This window comes from Arthrobacter sp. STN4 (genome assembly GCF_024539665.1).
Lineage (GTDB): Bacteria > Actinomycetota > Actinomycetes > Actinomycetales > Micrococcaceae > Specibacter.
This window is the reverse complement of the sequence record NZ_JAKZGX010000002.1, coordinates 230638-245758: the sequence shown is the minus strand read 5'-3', so window position 1 is coordinate 245758 and position 15121 is coordinate 230638. Positions and strand designations below refer to the sequence as shown.

16 protein-coding genes and 1 tRNA gene are annotated in these 15121 nt (G+C 69.2%); 9 read left to right on the top strand and 8 right to left on the bottom strand.

Annotated features, from left to right (window positions below):
- Window positions 1-11 precede the first annotated feature (11 nt).
- Entirely contained in the window at window positions 12-548 is a 537-nt protein-coding gene (locus MMF96_RS03330; protein ID WP_256882560.1) for a MarR family winged helix-turn-helix transcriptional regulator, read from the bottom strand.
- A gap of 132 nt (window positions 549-680) precedes the next feature.
- Here MMF96_RS03330 and MMF96_RS03325 point away from each other — a divergent pair, with 132 nt between their 5' ends.
- The 8 genes from MMF96_RS03325 (at window position 681) to MMF96_RS03290 (ending at window position 7768) form a co-directional block, all read left to right on the top strand.
- The gene (locus tag MMF96_RS03325) at window positions 681-1448 is read left to right on the top strand and encodes an electron transfer flavoprotein subunit beta/FixA family protein (RefSeq protein WP_176615505.1); all 768 of its coding nucleotides are present in this window, start codon (window positions 681-683) and stop codon (window positions 1446-1448) included.
- 12 nt (window positions 1449-1460) lie between these two features.
- Window positions 1461-2426 (top strand): electron transfer flavoprotein subunit alpha/FixB family protein, encoded by a 966-nt coding sequence (locus MMF96_RS03320; RefSeq protein ID WP_256882559.1) that lies wholly within the window; start codon window positions 1461-1463, stop codon window positions 2424-2426.
- A gap of 130 nt (window positions 2427-2556) precedes the next feature.
- Window positions 2557-3483: a cytochrome b/b6 domain-containing protein gene (locus tag MMF96_RS03315; RefSeq protein WP_176615503.1), complete on the top strand. Its 927-nt coding sequence runs from the start codon at window positions 2557-2559 to the stop codon at window positions 3481-3483.
- An 81-nt stretch (window positions 3484-3564) separates the two neighbouring features.
- Window positions 3565-4701, top strand: coding sequence for an acyl-CoA dehydrogenase family protein (locus MMF96_RS03310; RefSeq protein ID WP_256882558.1), 1137 nt, complete (start codon window positions 3565-3567; stop codon window positions 4699-4701).
- Window positions 4702-4718: 17 nt separating this feature from the next.
- The gene (locus MMF96_RS03305; RefSeq protein ID WP_176615501.1) at window positions 4719-5801 is read left to right on the top strand and encodes an enoyl-CoA hydratase/isomerase family protein; all 1083 of its coding nucleotides are present in this window, start codon (window positions 4719-4721) and stop codon (window positions 5799-5801) included.
- Window positions 5798-6745 carry a 3-hydroxyisobutyrate dehydrogenase gene (gene mmsB / locus MMF96_RS03300; protein WP_256882557.1) on the top strand — a complete coding sequence of 316 codons (948 nt, stop codon included), beginning with the start codon at window positions 5798-5800 and terminating at the stop codon, window positions 6743-6745. The genes MMF96_RS03305 and mmsB overlap by 4 nt, the downstream gene beginning before the upstream one ends.
- A 42-nt stretch (window positions 6746-6787) precedes the next feature.
- Window positions 6788-7564 carry an enoyl-CoA hydratase gene (locus MMF96_RS03295; protein ID WP_256882556.1) on the top strand — a complete coding sequence of 259 codons (777 nt, stop codon included), beginning with the start codon at window positions 6788-6790 and terminating at the stop codon, window positions 7562-7564.
- Window positions 7565-7691: 127 nt separating this feature from the next.
- A tRNA-Met gene (locus tag MMF96_RS03290) sits at window positions 7692-7768 on the top strand.
- 76 nt (window positions 7769-7844) lie between these two features.
- Here the strand turns inward: MMF96_RS03290 and MMF96_RS03285 are convergent.
- The 6 genes from MMF96_RS03285 to MMF96_RS03260 form a co-directional block, all read right to left on the bottom strand.
- The gene (locus MMF96_RS03285) at window positions 7845-8966 is read right to left on the bottom strand and encodes a sulfate/molybdate ABC transporter ATP-binding protein (RefSeq protein WP_256882555.1); all 1122 of its coding nucleotides are present in this window, start codon (window positions 8964-8966) and stop codon (window positions 7845-7847) included.
- Window positions 8963-9808: an ABC transporter permease gene (locus MMF96_RS03280; protein ID WP_256882554.1), complete on the bottom strand. Its 846-nt coding sequence runs from the start codon at window positions 9806-9808 to the stop codon at window positions 8963-8965. The genes MMF96_RS03285 and MMF96_RS03280 overlap by 4 nt, the downstream gene beginning before the upstream one ends.
- On the bottom strand, window positions 9786-10586 hold the full coding sequence (modA, locus tag MMF96_RS03275; RefSeq protein WP_256882553.1) for a molybdate ABC transporter substrate-binding protein: 801 nt from the start codon (window positions 10584-10586) through the stop codon (window positions 9786-9788). The genes MMF96_RS03280 and modA overlap by 23 nt, the downstream gene beginning before the upstream one ends.
- On the bottom strand, window positions 10583-10990 hold the full coding sequence (locus MMF96_RS03270) for a molybdopterin-binding protein (RefSeq protein WP_176615495.1): 408 nt from the start codon (window positions 10988-10990) through the stop codon (window positions 10583-10585). The genes modA and MMF96_RS03270 overlap by 4 nt, the downstream gene beginning before the upstream one ends.
- An 85-nt stretch (window positions 10991-11075) precedes the next feature.
- Window positions 11076-12095, bottom strand: a complete 1020-nt coding sequence (locus tag MMF96_RS03265) for an NAD-dependent epimerase/dehydratase family protein (RefSeq protein WP_375141396.1) — start codon at window positions 12093-12095, stop codon at window positions 11076-11078.
- Between the two features lie 26 nt (window positions 12096-12121).
- The gene (locus MMF96_RS03260) at window positions 12122-13093 is read right to left on the bottom strand and encodes an aldo/keto reductase (RefSeq protein WP_176615494.1); all 972 of its coding nucleotides are present in this window, start codon (window positions 13091-13093) and stop codon (window positions 12122-12124) included.
- Window positions 13094-13365: 272 nt separating this feature from the next.
- On the opposite strand from MMF96_RS03260, the gene MMF96_RS03255 reads away from it, so the two are divergent.
- Window positions 13366-14217, top strand: coding sequence for an aldo/keto reductase (locus MMF96_RS03255; protein WP_176615493.1), 852 nt, complete (start codon window positions 13366-13368; stop codon window positions 14215-14217).
- 40 nt (window positions 14218-14257) lie between these two features.
- On the opposite strand, the gene MMF96_RS03250 is transcribed toward MMF96_RS03255, so the two are convergent.
- Complete coding sequence (locus MMF96_RS03250; protein WP_176615492.1) at window positions 14258-15055, bottom strand: PspA/IM30 family protein; 798 nt, start codon at window positions 15053-15055, stop codon at window positions 14258-14260.
- Window positions 15056-15121 lie beyond the last annotated feature (66 nt).

Genomic DNA, 15121 nt, shown 5'->3' with positions numbered 1-15121 from the left:
GGCAGGGGCGCCTACAGGGGGTCCGGGGGCGGCGCGGGATCGGTGAAGTCGCCGGAGGCGCGGCGGAAGCGGGCCAGGATCCCCGTCATGCTGCGCAGTTCCTCCGCCGGGATGCCGGGTTGTTCAAAGACTTGTTCGTTGAGCACCCCGGTGGCCTGCTCCACCAGCATCCGGCCGGCGGGGGTCAGCACCACCAGCGTGGCCCGGCCGTCGGTGGGGTGTGCTTCCCGGCGCACAAAGCCGTCGCGCTCGAGCCGGTCCACCACGTTGGTGATGCTCGTGGGGTGCACCTGCAGGCGCGCGCTGGCACTGGCCATCGGCAGGGCGCCGCCGCGGGTGAAGGACAGCAGCCGCAACAACTCCAGCCGTGCATAGGACAGTCCCAGCGGCTTGAGCACGGCGTCGACCCTGCTGTACATGAGCTGGTGGGCCCGCATCACGGAGGAGAACGCTGCCATTCCGTCGGCAGCGTCGGCCCAGCCGTGGGCTATCCATTGCCGCCGGGCCTCCGCGATCGGATCCATGGGCAGCGGGGCTGCGGCTGGCATGGCATGTCCTTCCTCGCGGCGGCACTTCCGGGGCCTTGGCGCCCCAGCAACAATTTACTCGGGGTACCTAGTAAATGCTAGCAGTTCCTAGTAATCTGGCCGCAGAACACTTTCTACGCGAAGGGGCTGTCCATGAAGATCGTCGTCCTGATCAAACAGGTGCCGGACACGGCGGACGAACGCACGCTTGACCCCGCCACCGGGTGGCTCAACCGCGACGCGGGGGACAACATTGTCGATGAAATCAACGAACGGGCCCTGGAAACCGCCCTCCGCGTGAAGGACGGCGACAAGTCCACCGAGGTCGTGGTGCTGGCCATGGGCCCCGAAGAGGCCGCCAAGGCGATCCGCAAGGCGCTGTCCATGGGGGCCGATTCCGGCATCCACATCCTGGACGGCTCCCTGGCCGGGGCCGATGCCGCCCGCACGGCCGCCGTGCTCGCCGCAGCGCTCAAGGGCGCCGGGGCGGATGTCATCGTCGCCGGAAATGAATCCACCGACGGCCGCGGCGGCGTGGTCCCGGCCATGGTGGCCGAGCACCTGGGCCTGCCTCTGGTGGGCTCCCTCGCCTCCCTGGAACTGGCTCCCGGCAAGGTCTCCGGGGAGCGGCAGGGGGAATCGGGCACGCTGAGCGTCAGTGCCGCGCTGCCCGCCGTCGTGACGGTCACCGAACGCAGTGCCGAGGCACGCTTCCCGAACTTCAAGGGCATCCTGACGGCCAAGCGCAAGCCCGTCGCCACGCTCTCGCTGTCGGACCTGGACGTGCCGGCCACCCCGGCGCACACCGTCATCGTCTCCCACAGCGAGCGCCCGGCGCGCACCGCCGGAACCAAGATTGTGGATGAAGGCAATGCCGGCACGCTGCTGGCGGACTACCTCGTTGAAAACCGTTTGGTCTAGGAAAGGCTGGGCATGGCGAACATACTGGCATTGATTGAACTGACCCACCAGGCCGCCGTGGCCGGATCGGCCCGGGGGCTGCTGGCGGCCGCCGCGTCGCTCGGCACGCCCGTGGCCGTGGTGGCGGCCCCCGCCAACCTGGCGGACGACGTCGTCGCCCACCTGGGCGGGCTGGGCGCGGCCGTCGTGTACCAGGCCGTGGGCCCGGACGCGGCCTCCGTGCTTGGCACCCCGGCCGTGGACGCCCTGGGGCAGGCGGTGGCTGCGCTGGCACCCGGCGCCGTGCTGGCCGCCAACTCCGTGGACGGCCGCGAGGCTGCCGCCCGGCTCGCCGTGCGGACCGGCGGGGCGCTGTTGGCCGACGCCGTCTCCGTGCGCCTCGACGGGGACCGCGTCGTGGCCGGACACTCCGTGTTTGGCGGCAGCTACGACGTCGAATCGGCGGTGGAGGGCGGGCTGCCCGTCATCACGCTGCGCCAGGGCGCCATCGAGGGCACCGCACCGGCAGCAACACCGGAAGTTGCCACCGTGGAGCTGGGCCCCGCCGCCGGCGCCCGGGTCGACGCCGTCAACGACGCCCCCGCCGCGGCCGGCCGGCCCGAGCTGCGCGGCGCCAAGACAGTGGTTTCCGGTGGACGCGGACTCGGCTCGAAGGAGAACTTCGTGCTCGTGGAGCAGCTGGCCGACGCCCTCGGCGCGGCGGTCGGCGCCTCGCGGGCCGCCGTCGACGCCGGCTACGTGGAGCAGACGGCCCAGGTGGGGCAGACCGGCGTGAGCGTCTCGCCCCAGCTCTACATTGCGCTGGGCATCTCCGGCGCCATCCAGCACCGGGCCGGCATGCAGACCGCCAAGACCATCGTGGCCATCAACAAGGACGGGGAAAGCCCCATCTTCGATGTGGCCGACTTCGGCATTGTGGGCGACGTGTTCAAGGTGGTGCCGCAGTTGATCGATGCGCTGGCGGCCCGCCCGCAGTAGCACGCAAACGCCTGTTACGGCCGGCTGCCGGGTTCGCCCTCCCGCCTGTTACAAAGGGACGGTGAATGCCACCGGCCGTTTGCGGGTTAGTGTGGCAGCAGGAACGTTCTTGAAAGAGGTATGAGGATCCATGTCGACCCCCACGAAGAAGCTGGCCGGGAACAAGTGGGCCACACCCGCCATAGTTGCCGGCGCCATTGTGATCGGACTGTTGGTCCTGGTGCTGGCCGCCCGCTGGTTCACCGGCCTGGACGCCGTGAAGACGTGGATGACAGCCTACCCGGGGCAGTCGGAACTGCCGGCCACCACCCCGGTCGGTTTCCCGGCGTGGCTGGGCTGGCAGCACTTTTTGAACATGTTCTTCATTGTGCTGATCATCCGCTCCGGCTGGCAGGTGCGCACCTCCAAGCGGCCGCCCGCGCACTGGATCCGCAACAACAAGGGCTTCATCAGGACGAAGAACGCGCCGACGAAGATCAGCCTGGACCTGTGGTTCCACCTGAGCCTGGACGCACTGTGGGTGCTTAACGGCCTGATCTTCATCATCGTCATTTTTGCCACCGGACAGTGGCTGCGCATTGTGCCCACCACCTGGGACGTGTTCCCCAACGCCATTTCCGCCGGACTGCAATACCTCTCGCTGGACTGGCCCATGGAGGACGGCTGGGTGAACTACAACTCCCTGCAGCTGCTGACCTACTTCGCCACCGTGTTCATCGCGGCGCCGCTGGCCATCCTCACCGGCATCCGCATGTCCGGGGCCTGGCCCAAAAACGCCCGCACGCTGAACAAGTTCTACCCCATCGAGCTGGCCCGGAAGGTGCACTTCCCCGTCATGATCTACTTTGTCCTGTTCATCATTGTGCACGTGACGCTGGTGCTGGCCACCGGCGCACTGCGCAACCTCAACCACATGTACGGCTCCAGCGACGTGGTCAACTGGTGGGGCTTTGGCATCTTTGCCCTGTCCCTGCTCGTCACCGCCGGGGCGTGGTTCGCCGCCCGGCCCCTGTTCCTGCGGCCCATCGCCTCACTGACCGGGAAGGTCACCAAGTAAGCTGCCCGCCCGGCCCACCCGCGCCGGGCAGGACACGAGGACGGGCCGGCCTGCCGGCCCGGGAAAGTCAAAGGAGACGCCATGGAAAACCTCACCGAAGACCAGCAGTCCATCGTGGCGATGGTGCGTGACTTCGCCACCACGGCGCTGGCACCGCACGCCGGCGAATGGGACGAGGCCAAGCACTTCCCCGTGGACGTGCTGGCCGAGGCGGGCACGCTGGGCATGGGCGGCATCTACGTGGCGGAGGACTATGGCGGCTCCGGGATGACCCGCACCGACGCCGTGCTGATCTTTGAGGAACTGGCCGCCGCAGACCCGTCCATCGCCGCCTACATCTCCATCCACAACATGGTGGCCTGGATGGTGGACGCCTTCGGCAACGACACCCAGCGGGCCGCCTGGCTGCCCGGGCTGACCGCCATGACCGACCTGGGCAGCTACTGCCTGACCGAGCCCGGGGTCGGCTCCGACGCAGCCGCCCTGTCCACGCGGGCCGTGCGCGACGGCGACCATTACGTCATCAACGGCACCAAGCAGTTCATCTCGGGAGCCGGCTCCTCGGCCCTCTACATTGTCATGGCCCGCACCCAGGACAACGGCAGCCACGGCATTACGGCCATCGTCGTCCCGGACGGCACGCCGGGCCTGTCCTTCGGCGCCGAGGAAAAGAAGATGGGCTGGCGTGCCCAGCCCACCCGTCAGGTGGTCTGCGAAGACGTCAGGGTGCCCGTCACCAACCGGCTGGGCAGGGAAGGCGACGGCTTCACGATTGCCATGAAGGGCCTCAACGGGGGCCGGGTGAACATAGGTGCCTGCTCGCTGGGCGGCGGACGGGCCGCCTTCGACAAGTCGGTGGCGTACCTCAAGGAACGGCAGGCCTTTGGCGGCCCGCTCATCAAGCAGCAGCACCTGCTCTTTGAACTGGCGGACATGGACACGGAACTGGAAACCGCCCGCACCATGCTGCTGCGCGCCGCGGCGGCCTTGGAAACCGGCGACCCGGACACCGTGAAGCTGTGCGCCATGGCCAAACGGGTGGCCACCGACGCCGGATTCCACGTCGCCAACCAGGCCCTGCAGCTCCACGGAGGCTACGGCTACCTCTCCGAGTACGGGCTGGAAAAGATTGTCCGCGACCTGCGCGTCCACCAGATCCTGGAGGGCAGCAATGAGATCATGCGGCTGATAGTGGGCCGGCTGGCGGTCGAGGACTAGGTAATGGAGACTGGAACATGGAGGACCCCCAGATGAACGACAACGACGTCCTGGTCCAGCGCACAGGGCACTTGGGCCACCTGGTGCTGAACCGGCCGCAGGCCATGAATGCCCTCAACCACGGCATGGTCCTGGCCGTGGCGGCCGCGCTGGACGCCTGGGAAAAGGACGACGCCGTGGCCACCGTGCTCATCTCGGGTGCCGGCGGGCGGGGCCTGTGTGCCGGCGGCGACATCGTCTCGATCTACCACGACGCGCGCACCGGCGGGCACCAGAGCGAGCAGTTCTGGCGCGATGAATACCACCTCAACGCCCGCATCAAGCGCTATCCCAAACCGGTGGTGGCGTTCATGGACGGCGTGGTGCTTGGCGGCGGCGTGGGCATTTCCGCACACGCCTCGCACCGGGTGGTCACCGAACGGTCCCGGATCGGCATGCCGGAAACGGGCATCGGCTTTGTCCCGGACGTTGGCGGGACGTACCTGCTCTCCCGCGCCCCGGGGGAACTTGGCACGCACGCCGGGCTCACCGGAAGCATGGTCAGCGGCGCGGACGCCATTGCCATGGGCCTGGCCGACTACTTCCTTGACTCCTCCCTGCTGCCCACGCTGGCAGCCGAGCTGGCCGAGCGCAACGCAAGCTCCGCCGTCGCACGCCATGGGCAGGAACCGCCGGAATCCGCGCTGATCAACGCCCGCGACTGGATTGACGCGGCCTATTCCGCGGCCGACGCCGGCGCCATCGTCAAGCGGTTGGCCGGCTCGGGCGTTCCGGAAGCCGAGAAGGCGGCGGCAACCATCCTCGCCAAGTCGCCCACCGCGGTGACGGTCACGCTGGAGGCACTGCGCCGGGCCCGGGCGCTGGGATCGCTGGAGGAGGTGCTGGACCAGGAACTTCGGGTGTCGCTGCGGGCCCTGCGCTGGCCCGACTTCGCCGAGGGGATCAGGGCACAGCTGGTGGACAAGGACCGCAACCCCGCCTGGCAGCCGGCCGCCCTGGCGGACGTGCCGGCCGCAGTGGTGGAATCGATATTCGAGGACCTGGGCCCGGACGAACTGGGCCTGGCAAACGCACGGAATGGATCGGTGGCAGTGCAATGAGCAGCGAGGCAGCACGCAGGACAATCGGTTTCATCGGCCTGGGCCACATGGGCGGGCCCATGGCGGCCAACCTGGTCAAGGCCGGGTATTCGGTGACGGGCTTCGACGTCGTCCCGGCCGCCCTGGAGGCCGCCCAAGCCGCAGGCGTGGCGGTGGCGGGATCGTCCGCGGAGGCGGCCGCCGGGGCGGATGTCGTCATCACCATGCTGCCCGCCGGCAGGCACGTCTTTGCCGCCTATGAGGGCGACGGCCCCGGCGGCGGCCTGCTGGCGGCCGCCAAACCGGGCTCGCTGTTCCTGGAGTGCTCCACCATCGCGGTCGAGGACGCCCGCACCGCGCACAAGATGGCCCTGGACGCCGGCCACCACAGCCTGGACGCCCCGGTGTCCGGCGGCGTCATGGGCGCCGAGGCGGGCACGCTGACGTTCATGGTGGGCGGAACCGAGGAGGACTTTGCCGATGCCGCGGAGATCTTCGAGGTCATGGGCAAGCGTATTGTGCACTGCGGCGGGGCCGGCGCCGGACAGGCCGCCAAGGTGTGCAACAACATGATCCTGGGCGTATCCATGATCGCCGTCAGTGAGGCGTTTGTCCTGGGCGAAAAACTGGGGCTCACACACCAGGCGCTGTTCGACGTCGCCGCGAACGCGTCCGGGCAGTGCTGGGCCCTGACCACCAACTGCCCCGTCCCCGGGCCGGTGCCCACCAGCCCCGCCAACCGCGACTACCAGCCCGGATTTGCCGGCGCCCTCATGGCCAAGGACCTGGGACTGGCCGTGGAGGCACTCAACGCCACGGGCACCGCCGCGTCGATGGGCCGCGCCGCCGAGGAAATCTACCGGCACTTCTCGCTCAACGGCGGCGCCGGCACCGACTTCTCCGGCATCATCAACACGATCCGGGAGGCCTCGGAGGGGCTGGCCGCGCTGGACCCCGACGCCTGACCCACCCCCTTTTGGACCCTGACCTGGACGGAAATCTTTAATATGACGGACTCCACCCTGATCCTGGCCGAACAACGCGGCCGGGTCGGCCTGATCACGCTCAACCGGCCCGAGGCCCTCAACGCCCTCAGCGACGCCATGGGCCGGGAAATCCTGGCCGCCGCGCAGGCGTTCGACGCCGATCCCGGCGTGGGCGCCATTGTCATCACCGGCTCCTCCCGGGCCTTCGCCGCCGGTGCGGACATCAAGGAAATGGCGGAAAAGTCCTCCGTGGAGATGTACCAGCTGGACTGGTTCTCCGCGTGGGATGCGCTGGCCCGGGTGCGCACGCCGATGGTGGCCGCCGTCGCCGGGCACGCCCTGGGCGGCGGCTGCGAACTGGCCATGATTGCCGATTTCATCATCGCCGCAGACAACGCCAAGTTCGGCCAGCCGGAAATCAAGCTTGGCGTCATCCCGGGCATGGGCGGCTCACAGCGGCTGACCCGTGCCATCGGCAAGGCCAAGGCCATGGAGATGGTGCTGACCGGGCGGGTCATGGGCGCCGTGGAGGCCGAGCAGGCCGGCCTCGTGGCCCGCGTGGTTCCCGTGGACTCCCTGCTCGGGGATGCGCTGGCCACGGCCGCACTGATTGCCTCCATGTCCAAGCCGGTTGCCATGACCGCGAAGGAGGCAGTCAATGCCGCCTATGAGGTGACCCTGGCCGAAGGCGTGCGCCTGGAGCGGCGCCTCATCTTCTCCTGCTTCGCCACCGAGGACCAGAAGGAAGGCATGGCCGCGTTCACCCAGAAGCGTGCCGCCGGGTTCAAGCACCGGTAGTTCCCCGACGGCCGGGACCCCGTTGGTCGAGACCCCCGCTGGTCGAGCCTGCCGGGACCCCGCCGGGCGGCCGGTTTCCGCCCGAGTTGGTGAATCCGCCCGTTCACATGTACTGTTGAGGACGCAACGCGGGGTGGAGCAGTTCGGTAGCTCGCCGGGCTCATAACCCGGAGGTCACAGGTTCAAATCCTGTCCCCGCAACCATGATGAGGAAAGCCCCGGCCGGGAACGGCCGGGGCTTTCCGCCTTGGAGCAGCCGTTTCGGGCGGCTGCCGGCCGGTCAGGCCGGGTAGATGGCCACCTCGGCGGCCTTCACCACAAAGAACACCTGCGCGCCCGGCGCCAGCCGCAGCTCCGCGGTCGCGGCGGGGGAGATGTCCGCGGCCAGGCGCCCGGCGCGGACCCGGATGTGGTCCCCGAGCGGTTCCAGCTCCGTCACGGTGACCGGGAAGCAGTTGCGCGGGCTTCCCTGGGGCGGCGCCAGGAACACCGACACGGCCGACGGGGGGAAGGCGGCCATGCCATCGGCCCCGCCCGGCCCCGGGGCGGCGGAGGACGGCCCCAAACCCTGCGCCCGTCCCGCCGCTGCCACGCCGCCCGCCGCACCGTCCGCAAAGGCGCCGGCCAGGCGGCCGGCAACCAGTCCGGCGTCGGGCGTCACCACGCCGGTCCCGGAGAGCGAACCGGTGAGGACGTTCAATCCGGCCAGCGACGCGGCGAATCCACTGCGCGGGTGGGCCAGGATGGCGGCGGTAGGGCCTTCCTCCACGATGCGCCCGCGGTCCATGACGATGATCCGGTCCGCGAGCATCAGCGCGTCCAGCACGTGGTGGGTGACTATGACGGCACTGCGGCCGGCCAGGACTCGCTTGAGCAGGCTGCGCAGGAACGGGGCCGTGTCGATGTCCAGGGCGGCCATGGGCTCATCCAGCAGCAGCAGCTCGGGCTCGGTGGCGAGCGACCTGGCCAGGGCCACGCGCTGGGCCTGGCCGCCGGAAAGCTGCCCGGGCTTGCGGCCGGCGAGCTGGAGGGCGTCGACCGCGCCGAGCCAGTGCCGGGCCGCCGCTGCGGCCGCCGCCCGGCTGCCGCCTTGGCTGCGCGGCCCGAAGGCGACGTTGTCCAGGACGCTCAGGTGCGGGAAGAGAAGCGGCTCCTGGGCCAGCAGCCCCACGCCGCGGGCATGCGGCGGCAGCCATTGGCCCGGGCTGCCGGTGCGGAAGAGGGTGCGCCCGCCCAAGGTGGCGTGGCCGGTGTCGGGCCGCAGGAGGCCGGCGAGGAGCTGCACCACGGAGGACTTGCCCGCACCATTGGGGCCCATGACGGCGACGGTCTCGGCCGCACCAACGCGCAGCGAGATGTCCAGGCGGCGCCCGGCGACGGTGGCGTCCACCTCCAGGGTCATGGCGCAGCAGCTTCCGCCGGTTCGGGCACGCGCGCGGGCTGCTTCGGCGCGCGGTACGTGAGGGCCACCACCACCACGGCGACGGCAATGAGCAGGAAGGACAGCGCCACCGCGGCGTCGGGGTCGGTTTCGCGCTGGAGGTAGATCTCCAGCGGCAGGGTGCGGGTGACGCCCTGCAGGCTGCCGGCGAAGGTGAGCGTGGCGCCGAATTCGCCCAGGCTGCGGGCGAAGGAAAGCACAGCGCCGGAGAGCAGGCCCGGAAGCACCAGGGGCACGGTGATCCGGCGCAGCACCGTGGAGGGGCGGGCGCCGAGGGTGGCGGCGACGGCCTCGTACTTCTGCCCGGCGGTGCGCAGCGTCCCCTCCAGGCTCAGCACCAGAAACGGCAGCGCCACAAACGCCTGTGCCATGACCACGGCCGTGGTGGAAAACGCGATGTCAATGCCCAGGACCGTCAGCGACCTGCCCACCAGCCCCTCGCGGCCGAAGGTGTACAGCAGCGCCAGCCCGCCCACCACGGGCGGCACCACCAGGGGCAGCAGGATCAGTGCGCGCAGGATCCGCTGCCCGGGAAATTGTGCCCGGGCCAGCACCAGCGCCAGCGGCACGCCGAAGATGATGCACAGGGCCGTGCTGGCCGATGCCGTCTTCAGGCTCAGCAGCAGCGCGTCCAGCGAGGATGGGGAGGTGATGAGCGGGATGAACTCGCCCCAATTGACCTTCGCCACCATGCCCACCAGCGGCACCAGAACGAACAGCGCCCCGGCCGCCGCCACAACGTATACCCACCGCGGCACCGCCTGGTACTGCCAGGGGCGGTTACGGGGTGCCAAAGCCGGCATCCCTGAGGACCTTCCGACCCGCCGGCCCCGTGACCAGGGCCAGGAAGGCCTTGGCGAGGGCCTGCTTCTGCGATGTGGCAACCGCGGCGATCGGGTATTTGTTGACGGTGGGGCGGGCCAGTTTCAGGGGGATGGCCTTGACCTTGTCACCGGCCGTGGCGGCGCCGGTGACGTAGACCAGGCCGGCGTCGGCCTCCCCCGAGGTGACCTTGCCCAGGACGCTGGTCACGTTCAGTTCCTCGCTCACCGGCTTCACGACGACGCCGGCCGCCGCCTCGTCCGTCTTGGCGGCGGCACCGCAGGGGACCTGTGCCGCGCAGACCACCACCTTCACACCCGGCCTGGCGAGGTCGGCAAAGGTCTTGATGTGGGCGGGGTTGTCGGGCGGCACCACCATGGTCAGGATGTTCGTGGCGAAGATGGCCGGCGTGCCTTCGACCAGCCGGGCATCACTGAGCTTGGCCATGTTGGCCTGGTCTGCCGAGGCATAGACGTCTGCCGGGGCGCCCTGCGTGATTTGGCTGACCAGGGTGGAGGAGCCGTCAAAGCTCAGGGCAACCTTGGCACGGGGGTTGTCCTTTTCGAAGATGGCGGCCAGGTCGGTGAACGTAGACTTCAGCGATGCGGCGGCGAAGACGGTCAGGGTGCCGGAGAGTCCGGGCGTGCTGCCCGGCGCGGCGGTGGTTCCCGTCCCGGCGGCACCCCCGGAACAGGCGGCCAGGGACACCGTCAAAAGGAGGGCGGCCGCGGCGGCAGGCTTGCGGAAAATTCTTGTCACGGCTTGGCCCCTTGCGGAATCTCGATGATCACATTGGTGGACTTGACGACGGCGGTGGCCACGGAGCCCGGTTCCAGGCCGAGGTCGCGGACGGCCTCGCTGCTCATGAGGGACACCACCCGGAAGGGGCCGCATTGCAGTTCCACCTGGGCCATGACCAGGTCCTGGGTCACGTTGGTGACCAGGCCGACGAACCTGTTCCGGGCGGAACTGCCGACGCCGGTGGGGTCATCGGGCAGCTGTGAGGCCGACTTGGCCGCAGCGGCCAGTTCCACCCCGTCGATCACGATGCGGCCCTGCCCGTCCTTTTGGCCATGGAGGGTGCCGTTGTCCAGCCAGCGCCGGACGGTGTCGTCACTGACACCAAGGAACCGGGCGGCCTCGGAAACGCGGATAAGTGCCATCCTGCGAGTCTATATCCTCATTTGCGGAAAATATATGGCATTACGTTCGCATGTGCGTGCCTTTGCGTTCCCTGCCGGGGCGCCCTTACAAGGCGCCGAGCCTGTCCGAAAGTGCCATGTGCACCGGGTCCACCACGCGCGCCTCCGGGTGGCCGATGTGCCAGGCCATGATCTGCCGGGCGCCCTCGGAATATGGGATGCGGGCTCGGAAGCCCGGCACCAACCCCTTGATTTTCGAATTGTCGAAAATGACCGAATGGGACTTGTCGCCCAGCAGCCCGGGGCCCAGCTCCGGCGCCTGCGCGGCGATGGTGTCGCTGGCCACGTGCACCAGCCGCACGTCGTCGACACCGGCCGCCGCGGCCACGGTCCGGTACACGGCATCCCACGGCAGCACCTCGTCGGAGGTGATCGTGAAGCTCCCGCCCACCGCGGCGTCCAGCGCGAACAGCCCCACGAAGCCGACGGCGAAGTCGGCCGTGTGGGTCAGCGTCCACAGCGACGTCCCGTCCCCGTGGACCACCACCGGCAGCCCCGCCCGCATGCGGTGGACATCGGTCCAGCCAAAGAGCAGCGGCAGCCGCGTGGCGTCGTAGGTGTGCGACGGGCGCACCACGGCCACGGGAAAACCAAGTTCCCGGTACGCCGCCGTGAACACGTCCTCGCACGCAATCTTGTTTCGCGCATACTGCCAGAACGGGTTGCGCAGCGGCGTGGACTCCGTGATGGGCAGACTGGCGGGCGGCTTTTGGTAGGCCGATGCCGAGCTGATGAAAATATACTGCCGGCAACGCCCCGCAAACAGCTCCACGGCCGAGGCGGCCTGCGTGGCCGTGAACGTCAGGAAGTCGGCCACCACGTCAAAGGTCCGCCGGCCCAGGACGTGCCGCACGGCGCCGGGGTCCCGGACATCCGCCACGAGGTGCTCGACGCCGGCCGGAACGGGACGCCGGGCGCTGACCCCGCGATTGAGCACAGTCACGTTAAAACCCAGGGCCGCGGCACGGGCCACGGAGCCGGCGCTGATGACCCCCGAGCCGCCCAGGAACAGCACGCGCAGCCCGGCCGGGGGAGCGGTGCCCGACCCGGCCTTGGATTGGGCCAGCCACCGCAGCTCGTCGTTGAAGCCGCTCACCAGGCGTAGTCTTCCGGTGCCGTCTTCGGGCCGGGGAAGATCTCATCCAGGCGGGCCAGTGCGTCCCCATCCAAGGCGACGTCCAGGGCCCGCAGCCCGGCATCCAGCTGCGCGGACGTTCGCGGGCCGATGATCGGCGCCGTCACGGCCGGCTGGTGCAGCAGCCAGGCCAGCGCCACATCGGCCGGTGCATGGCCCAGCCCGGCGGCAAGGTCCTCAAACGCGCCAATGGCGTCGCGGTGTTCTTCCAGCGCCTTGGCGGCGCGGCCCCCGGTGCGGCGCACGCCGTCGTTCTCCTTGGCCAGGACGCCGCCCAGCAGGCCGCCGTGGAGGGGCGACCACGGGAGGATGCCAAGCCCGTAGTGCTGCGCAGCCGGGATGGCCTCCCGCTCAATGCTGCGCTCCATGAGGTTGTAGATGGACTGTTCGCTGACCAGGCCCATGACGGGGCGCCGGGCCGCCGCCTCCTGGGCGGCGGCGATGTGCCAGCCGGCAAAGTTGGAGCTGCCCGCATAGAGGATCTTGCCCTGCTGCACGGCCGTGTCGACGGCCTGCCAGATCTCGTCCCACGGCGTGTCCCGGTCCACGTGGTGGAACTGGTACAGGTCAACGTGGTCCGTCTGCAGCCGCTTCAGGCTCGCATCCAGGGCCATGCGGATGCTGCGTGCGGACAGCTTCCCGTCATTGGGCCAGTCGCCCATGGCGCCGTAGACCTTCGTGGCCAGTACCGTCCGTTCCCGGCGCCCGCCGCCCCGCGCCATCCAGCGCCCCACGATTTCCTCGGTCCAGCCCCGGTTCGCGGCGCCGCCGTAGACGTTCGCTGTGTCAAGGAAGTTCAGCCCGGCGTCGTGGGCCTGGTCCATGATGAGGTGGGCGTCGGCCTCCGCGGTGTGCGGACCGAAGTTCATGGTGCCCAGGCAGAGGCGGGAAACGGTCAGGCCGCTGCGGCCCAGATGCGTGTATTTCATGCCCATGGCACCATTGTGCCCCGGGGCGCCGGTGCAATCCACTGCCTGGCCGCAATGCAAGGGCCGCGACACAATGCCCGCGACTGCAATGCCCGCGACTGCAATGCCCGCGACGCAGTGCCCGCGACTGCAATGCCCGCGACACAGTGCCCGCGACTGCAATGCCCGCGACTGGCCCGGGCCTGCGTGGTGGGCTGCCTGCCCGCGGGGCGGGGCTTAGGCTGGAGGAAAACGCCGTCCGGGGCGGACGGCACGAAAGGAAAGAGTTGGACATGAGCGATTCGACCCCCAACAGCGCTGCAGTTCCGGTGCTGGCCCTGAACAACGGCGTGGAAATCCCGCAACTGGGCTTCGGCGTCTTCCAGATCCCGCCGGAGGAGACCCGCGTGGCCGTGGGGGAGGCCCTCGCCGCCGGCTACCGCCACATCGACACGGCCGCGGCCTACCGCAACGAGGCCGGCGTCGGGGCGGCGCTCGCCGAGTCCGGCATTCCGCGCGACGAGGTGTTTGTGACCACCAAGCTGCGCAACGGCGAGCAGGGCAGTCCGCGGGCGGCCTTCGAGGCCAGCCGGAAGGCCCTGGGCCTGGACGTCATTGACCTGTACCTCATCCACTGGCCGGTGCCGTCCCTCGGCTTGTACACGCAGGCTTGGAAGGAACTCGAGGCGCTGTATTCGGAAGGCCTGGTCCGTGCCATCGGCGTCTCCAACTTCCTGTCCGGGCACCTGGACACGCTGCTGGCCGGCGCCTCCGTGGTGCCCGCCGTGAACCAGATCGAGGCCCACCCGACGTTCCACCAGGCGGACTTGGCGGAGAAGTCGCGCAGCCATGGCATCGCCGTGGAGGCCTACAGCCCGCTGGGACAGGGCCGGGACCTGGCCAGCCCCGTGGTGACGGAACTGGCCGCGAAATACGCCGCGACGCCGGCCCAGGTGGTGCTCGCCTGGCATTTGGGGACCGGGAACATTGTGATTCCCAAGTCGGCCACGCCGGCGCGCATCCGCGAAAACCTCGCTGCCGCCGCCCTGACGCTCACGCCGGAGGAGCTGGCCCGGATCTCGGCGCTGGAAACCGGCGACCGCATTGGCGCGGACCCGGCCGTGGCGGCGTTCACGCAGATGTAGGACGGCGCCCCGCACCCCGCCACAGCTGTGCAGTGGGTGGTCAGAGCTTGTCGAAGTCTGCCTCGTCGACAGTGTCGGCGCCCGGGGTCCCCGCCGACTGCGAGATGGCCGGCTGCGCTGCCGCCGTGCCGCCGGACTTCAGTGCTGCCAGACGGGCTTCCACCTCGGTCTGCTCGCCCAGGTCCTCGAGGCTGTTGAACTGCGCGTCCAGGCTGGAGGCGGCGAGTTCGTTCTGGCCGCGCACCTTGGCTTCCTCGCGGCGGATCTTCTCCTCGAAGCGGCTGACCTCGCTGGTCGGGTCCATGATGTCGATGCTCTTGAGGGCATCGTGGACCTGGGTCTGTGCCTCCGCGGTCTTGGAACGGGCAATGAGTTCATTGCGCTTGCTGGAGAGCTCGCCGAGCTTGACATGCATCTGCTGCAGGCCCGTCTTGAGCTTCTCCACGACGTCGGTCTGGGCGGCAATGTTCGGCTGGGCGGACTTGGCTTCGTTTTCCGAGGAGATCTGGCGCTGCAGGGCCACCTTGGCCAGGTTGTCGAACTTTTGCGCGTCGGCGGGATTGCCGGCCGCCCGGAACTCGTCGGCCTTGCGGCTGGCGGCCAGTGCCTTTGAGCCCCAGTCCTGGGCCGCCTTGACGTCCTCGTTGTAGTCGTCCTCGAGCATGCGCAGGTTGCCGATGGTCTGTGCCACCGCGCCCTCAGCCTCGGTGATGTTCGCCTTGTAGTCGCGCACCATCTGGTCCAGCATCTTCTCCGGATCCTCGGCCTGGTCCAATAGTGAGTTGATGTTGGCCTTTGCCAACTGCGCAATCCGGCCGAAAATTGACTGCTTTGCCATTCTCTTCCCCTTATTTTTACTGTTGAACATCGTCCGTGCTTGTCTCTTTGTGCCTGATTTGCGGAA

What these genes read in the sequence shown, in the direction of transcription:
- MMF96_RS03320 (WP_256882559.1), top strand. Translation starts at nt 1,461, where the DNA reads ATGGCGAACATACTGGCATTGATTGAACTGACCCACCAGGCCGCCGTG.
- MMF96_RS03330 (WP_256882560.1), bottom strand. Translation starts at nt 548, where the DNA reads ATGCCAGCCGCAGCCCCGCTGCCCATGGATCCGATCGCGGAGGCCCGG.
- MMF96_RS03270 (WP_176615495.1), bottom strand. Translation starts at nt 10,990, where the DNA reads ATGGCACTTATCCGCGTTTCCGAGGCCGCCCGGTTCCTTGGTGTCAGT.
- MMF96_RS03285 (WP_256882555.1), bottom strand. Translation starts at nt 8,966, where the DNA reads ATGACCCTGGAGGTGGACGCCACCGTCGCCGGGCGCCGCCTGGACATC.
- MMF96_RS03255 (WP_176615493.1), top strand. Translation starts at nt 13,366, where the DNA reads ATGAGCGATTCGACCCCCAACAGCGCTGCAGTTCCGGTGCTGGCCCTG.
- MMF96_RS03305 (WP_176615501.1), top strand. Translation starts at nt 4,719, where the DNA reads ATGGAGGACCCCCAGATGAACGACAACGACGTCCTGGTCCAGCGCACA.
- MMF96_RS03310 (WP_256882558.1), top strand. Translation starts at nt 3,565, where the DNA reads ATGGAAAACCTCACCGAAGACCAGCAGTCCATCGTGGCGATGGTGCGT.
- MMF96_RS03325 (WP_176615505.1), top strand. Translation starts at nt 681, where the DNA reads ATGAAGATCGTCGTCCTGATCAAACAGGTGCCGGACACGGCGGACGAA.
- MMF96_RS03250 (WP_176615492.1), bottom strand. Translation starts at nt 15,055, where the DNA reads ATGGCAAAGCAGTCAATTTTCGGCCGGATTGCGCAGTTGGCAAAGGCC.
- MMF96_RS03280 (WP_256882554.1), bottom strand. Translation starts at nt 9,808, where the DNA reads ATGCCGGCTTTGGCACCCCGTAACCGCCCCTGGCAGTACCAGGCGGTG.
- mmsB (WP_256882557.1), top strand. Translation starts at nt 5,798, where the DNA reads ATGAGCAGCGAGGCAGCACGCAGGACAATCGGTTTCATCGGCCTGGGC.
- MMF96_RS03260 (WP_176615494.1), bottom strand. Translation starts at nt 13,093, where the DNA reads ATGAAATACACGCATCTGGGCCGCAGCGGCCTGACCGTTTCCCGCCTC.
- MMF96_RS03295 (WP_256882556.1), top strand. Translation starts at nt 6,788, where the DNA reads ATGACGGACTCCACCCTGATCCTGGCCGAACAACGCGGCCGGGTCGGC.
- MMF96_RS03315 (WP_176615503.1), top strand. Translation starts at nt 2,557, where the DNA reads ATGTCGACCCCCACGAAGAAGCTGGCCGGGAACAAGTGGGCCACACCC.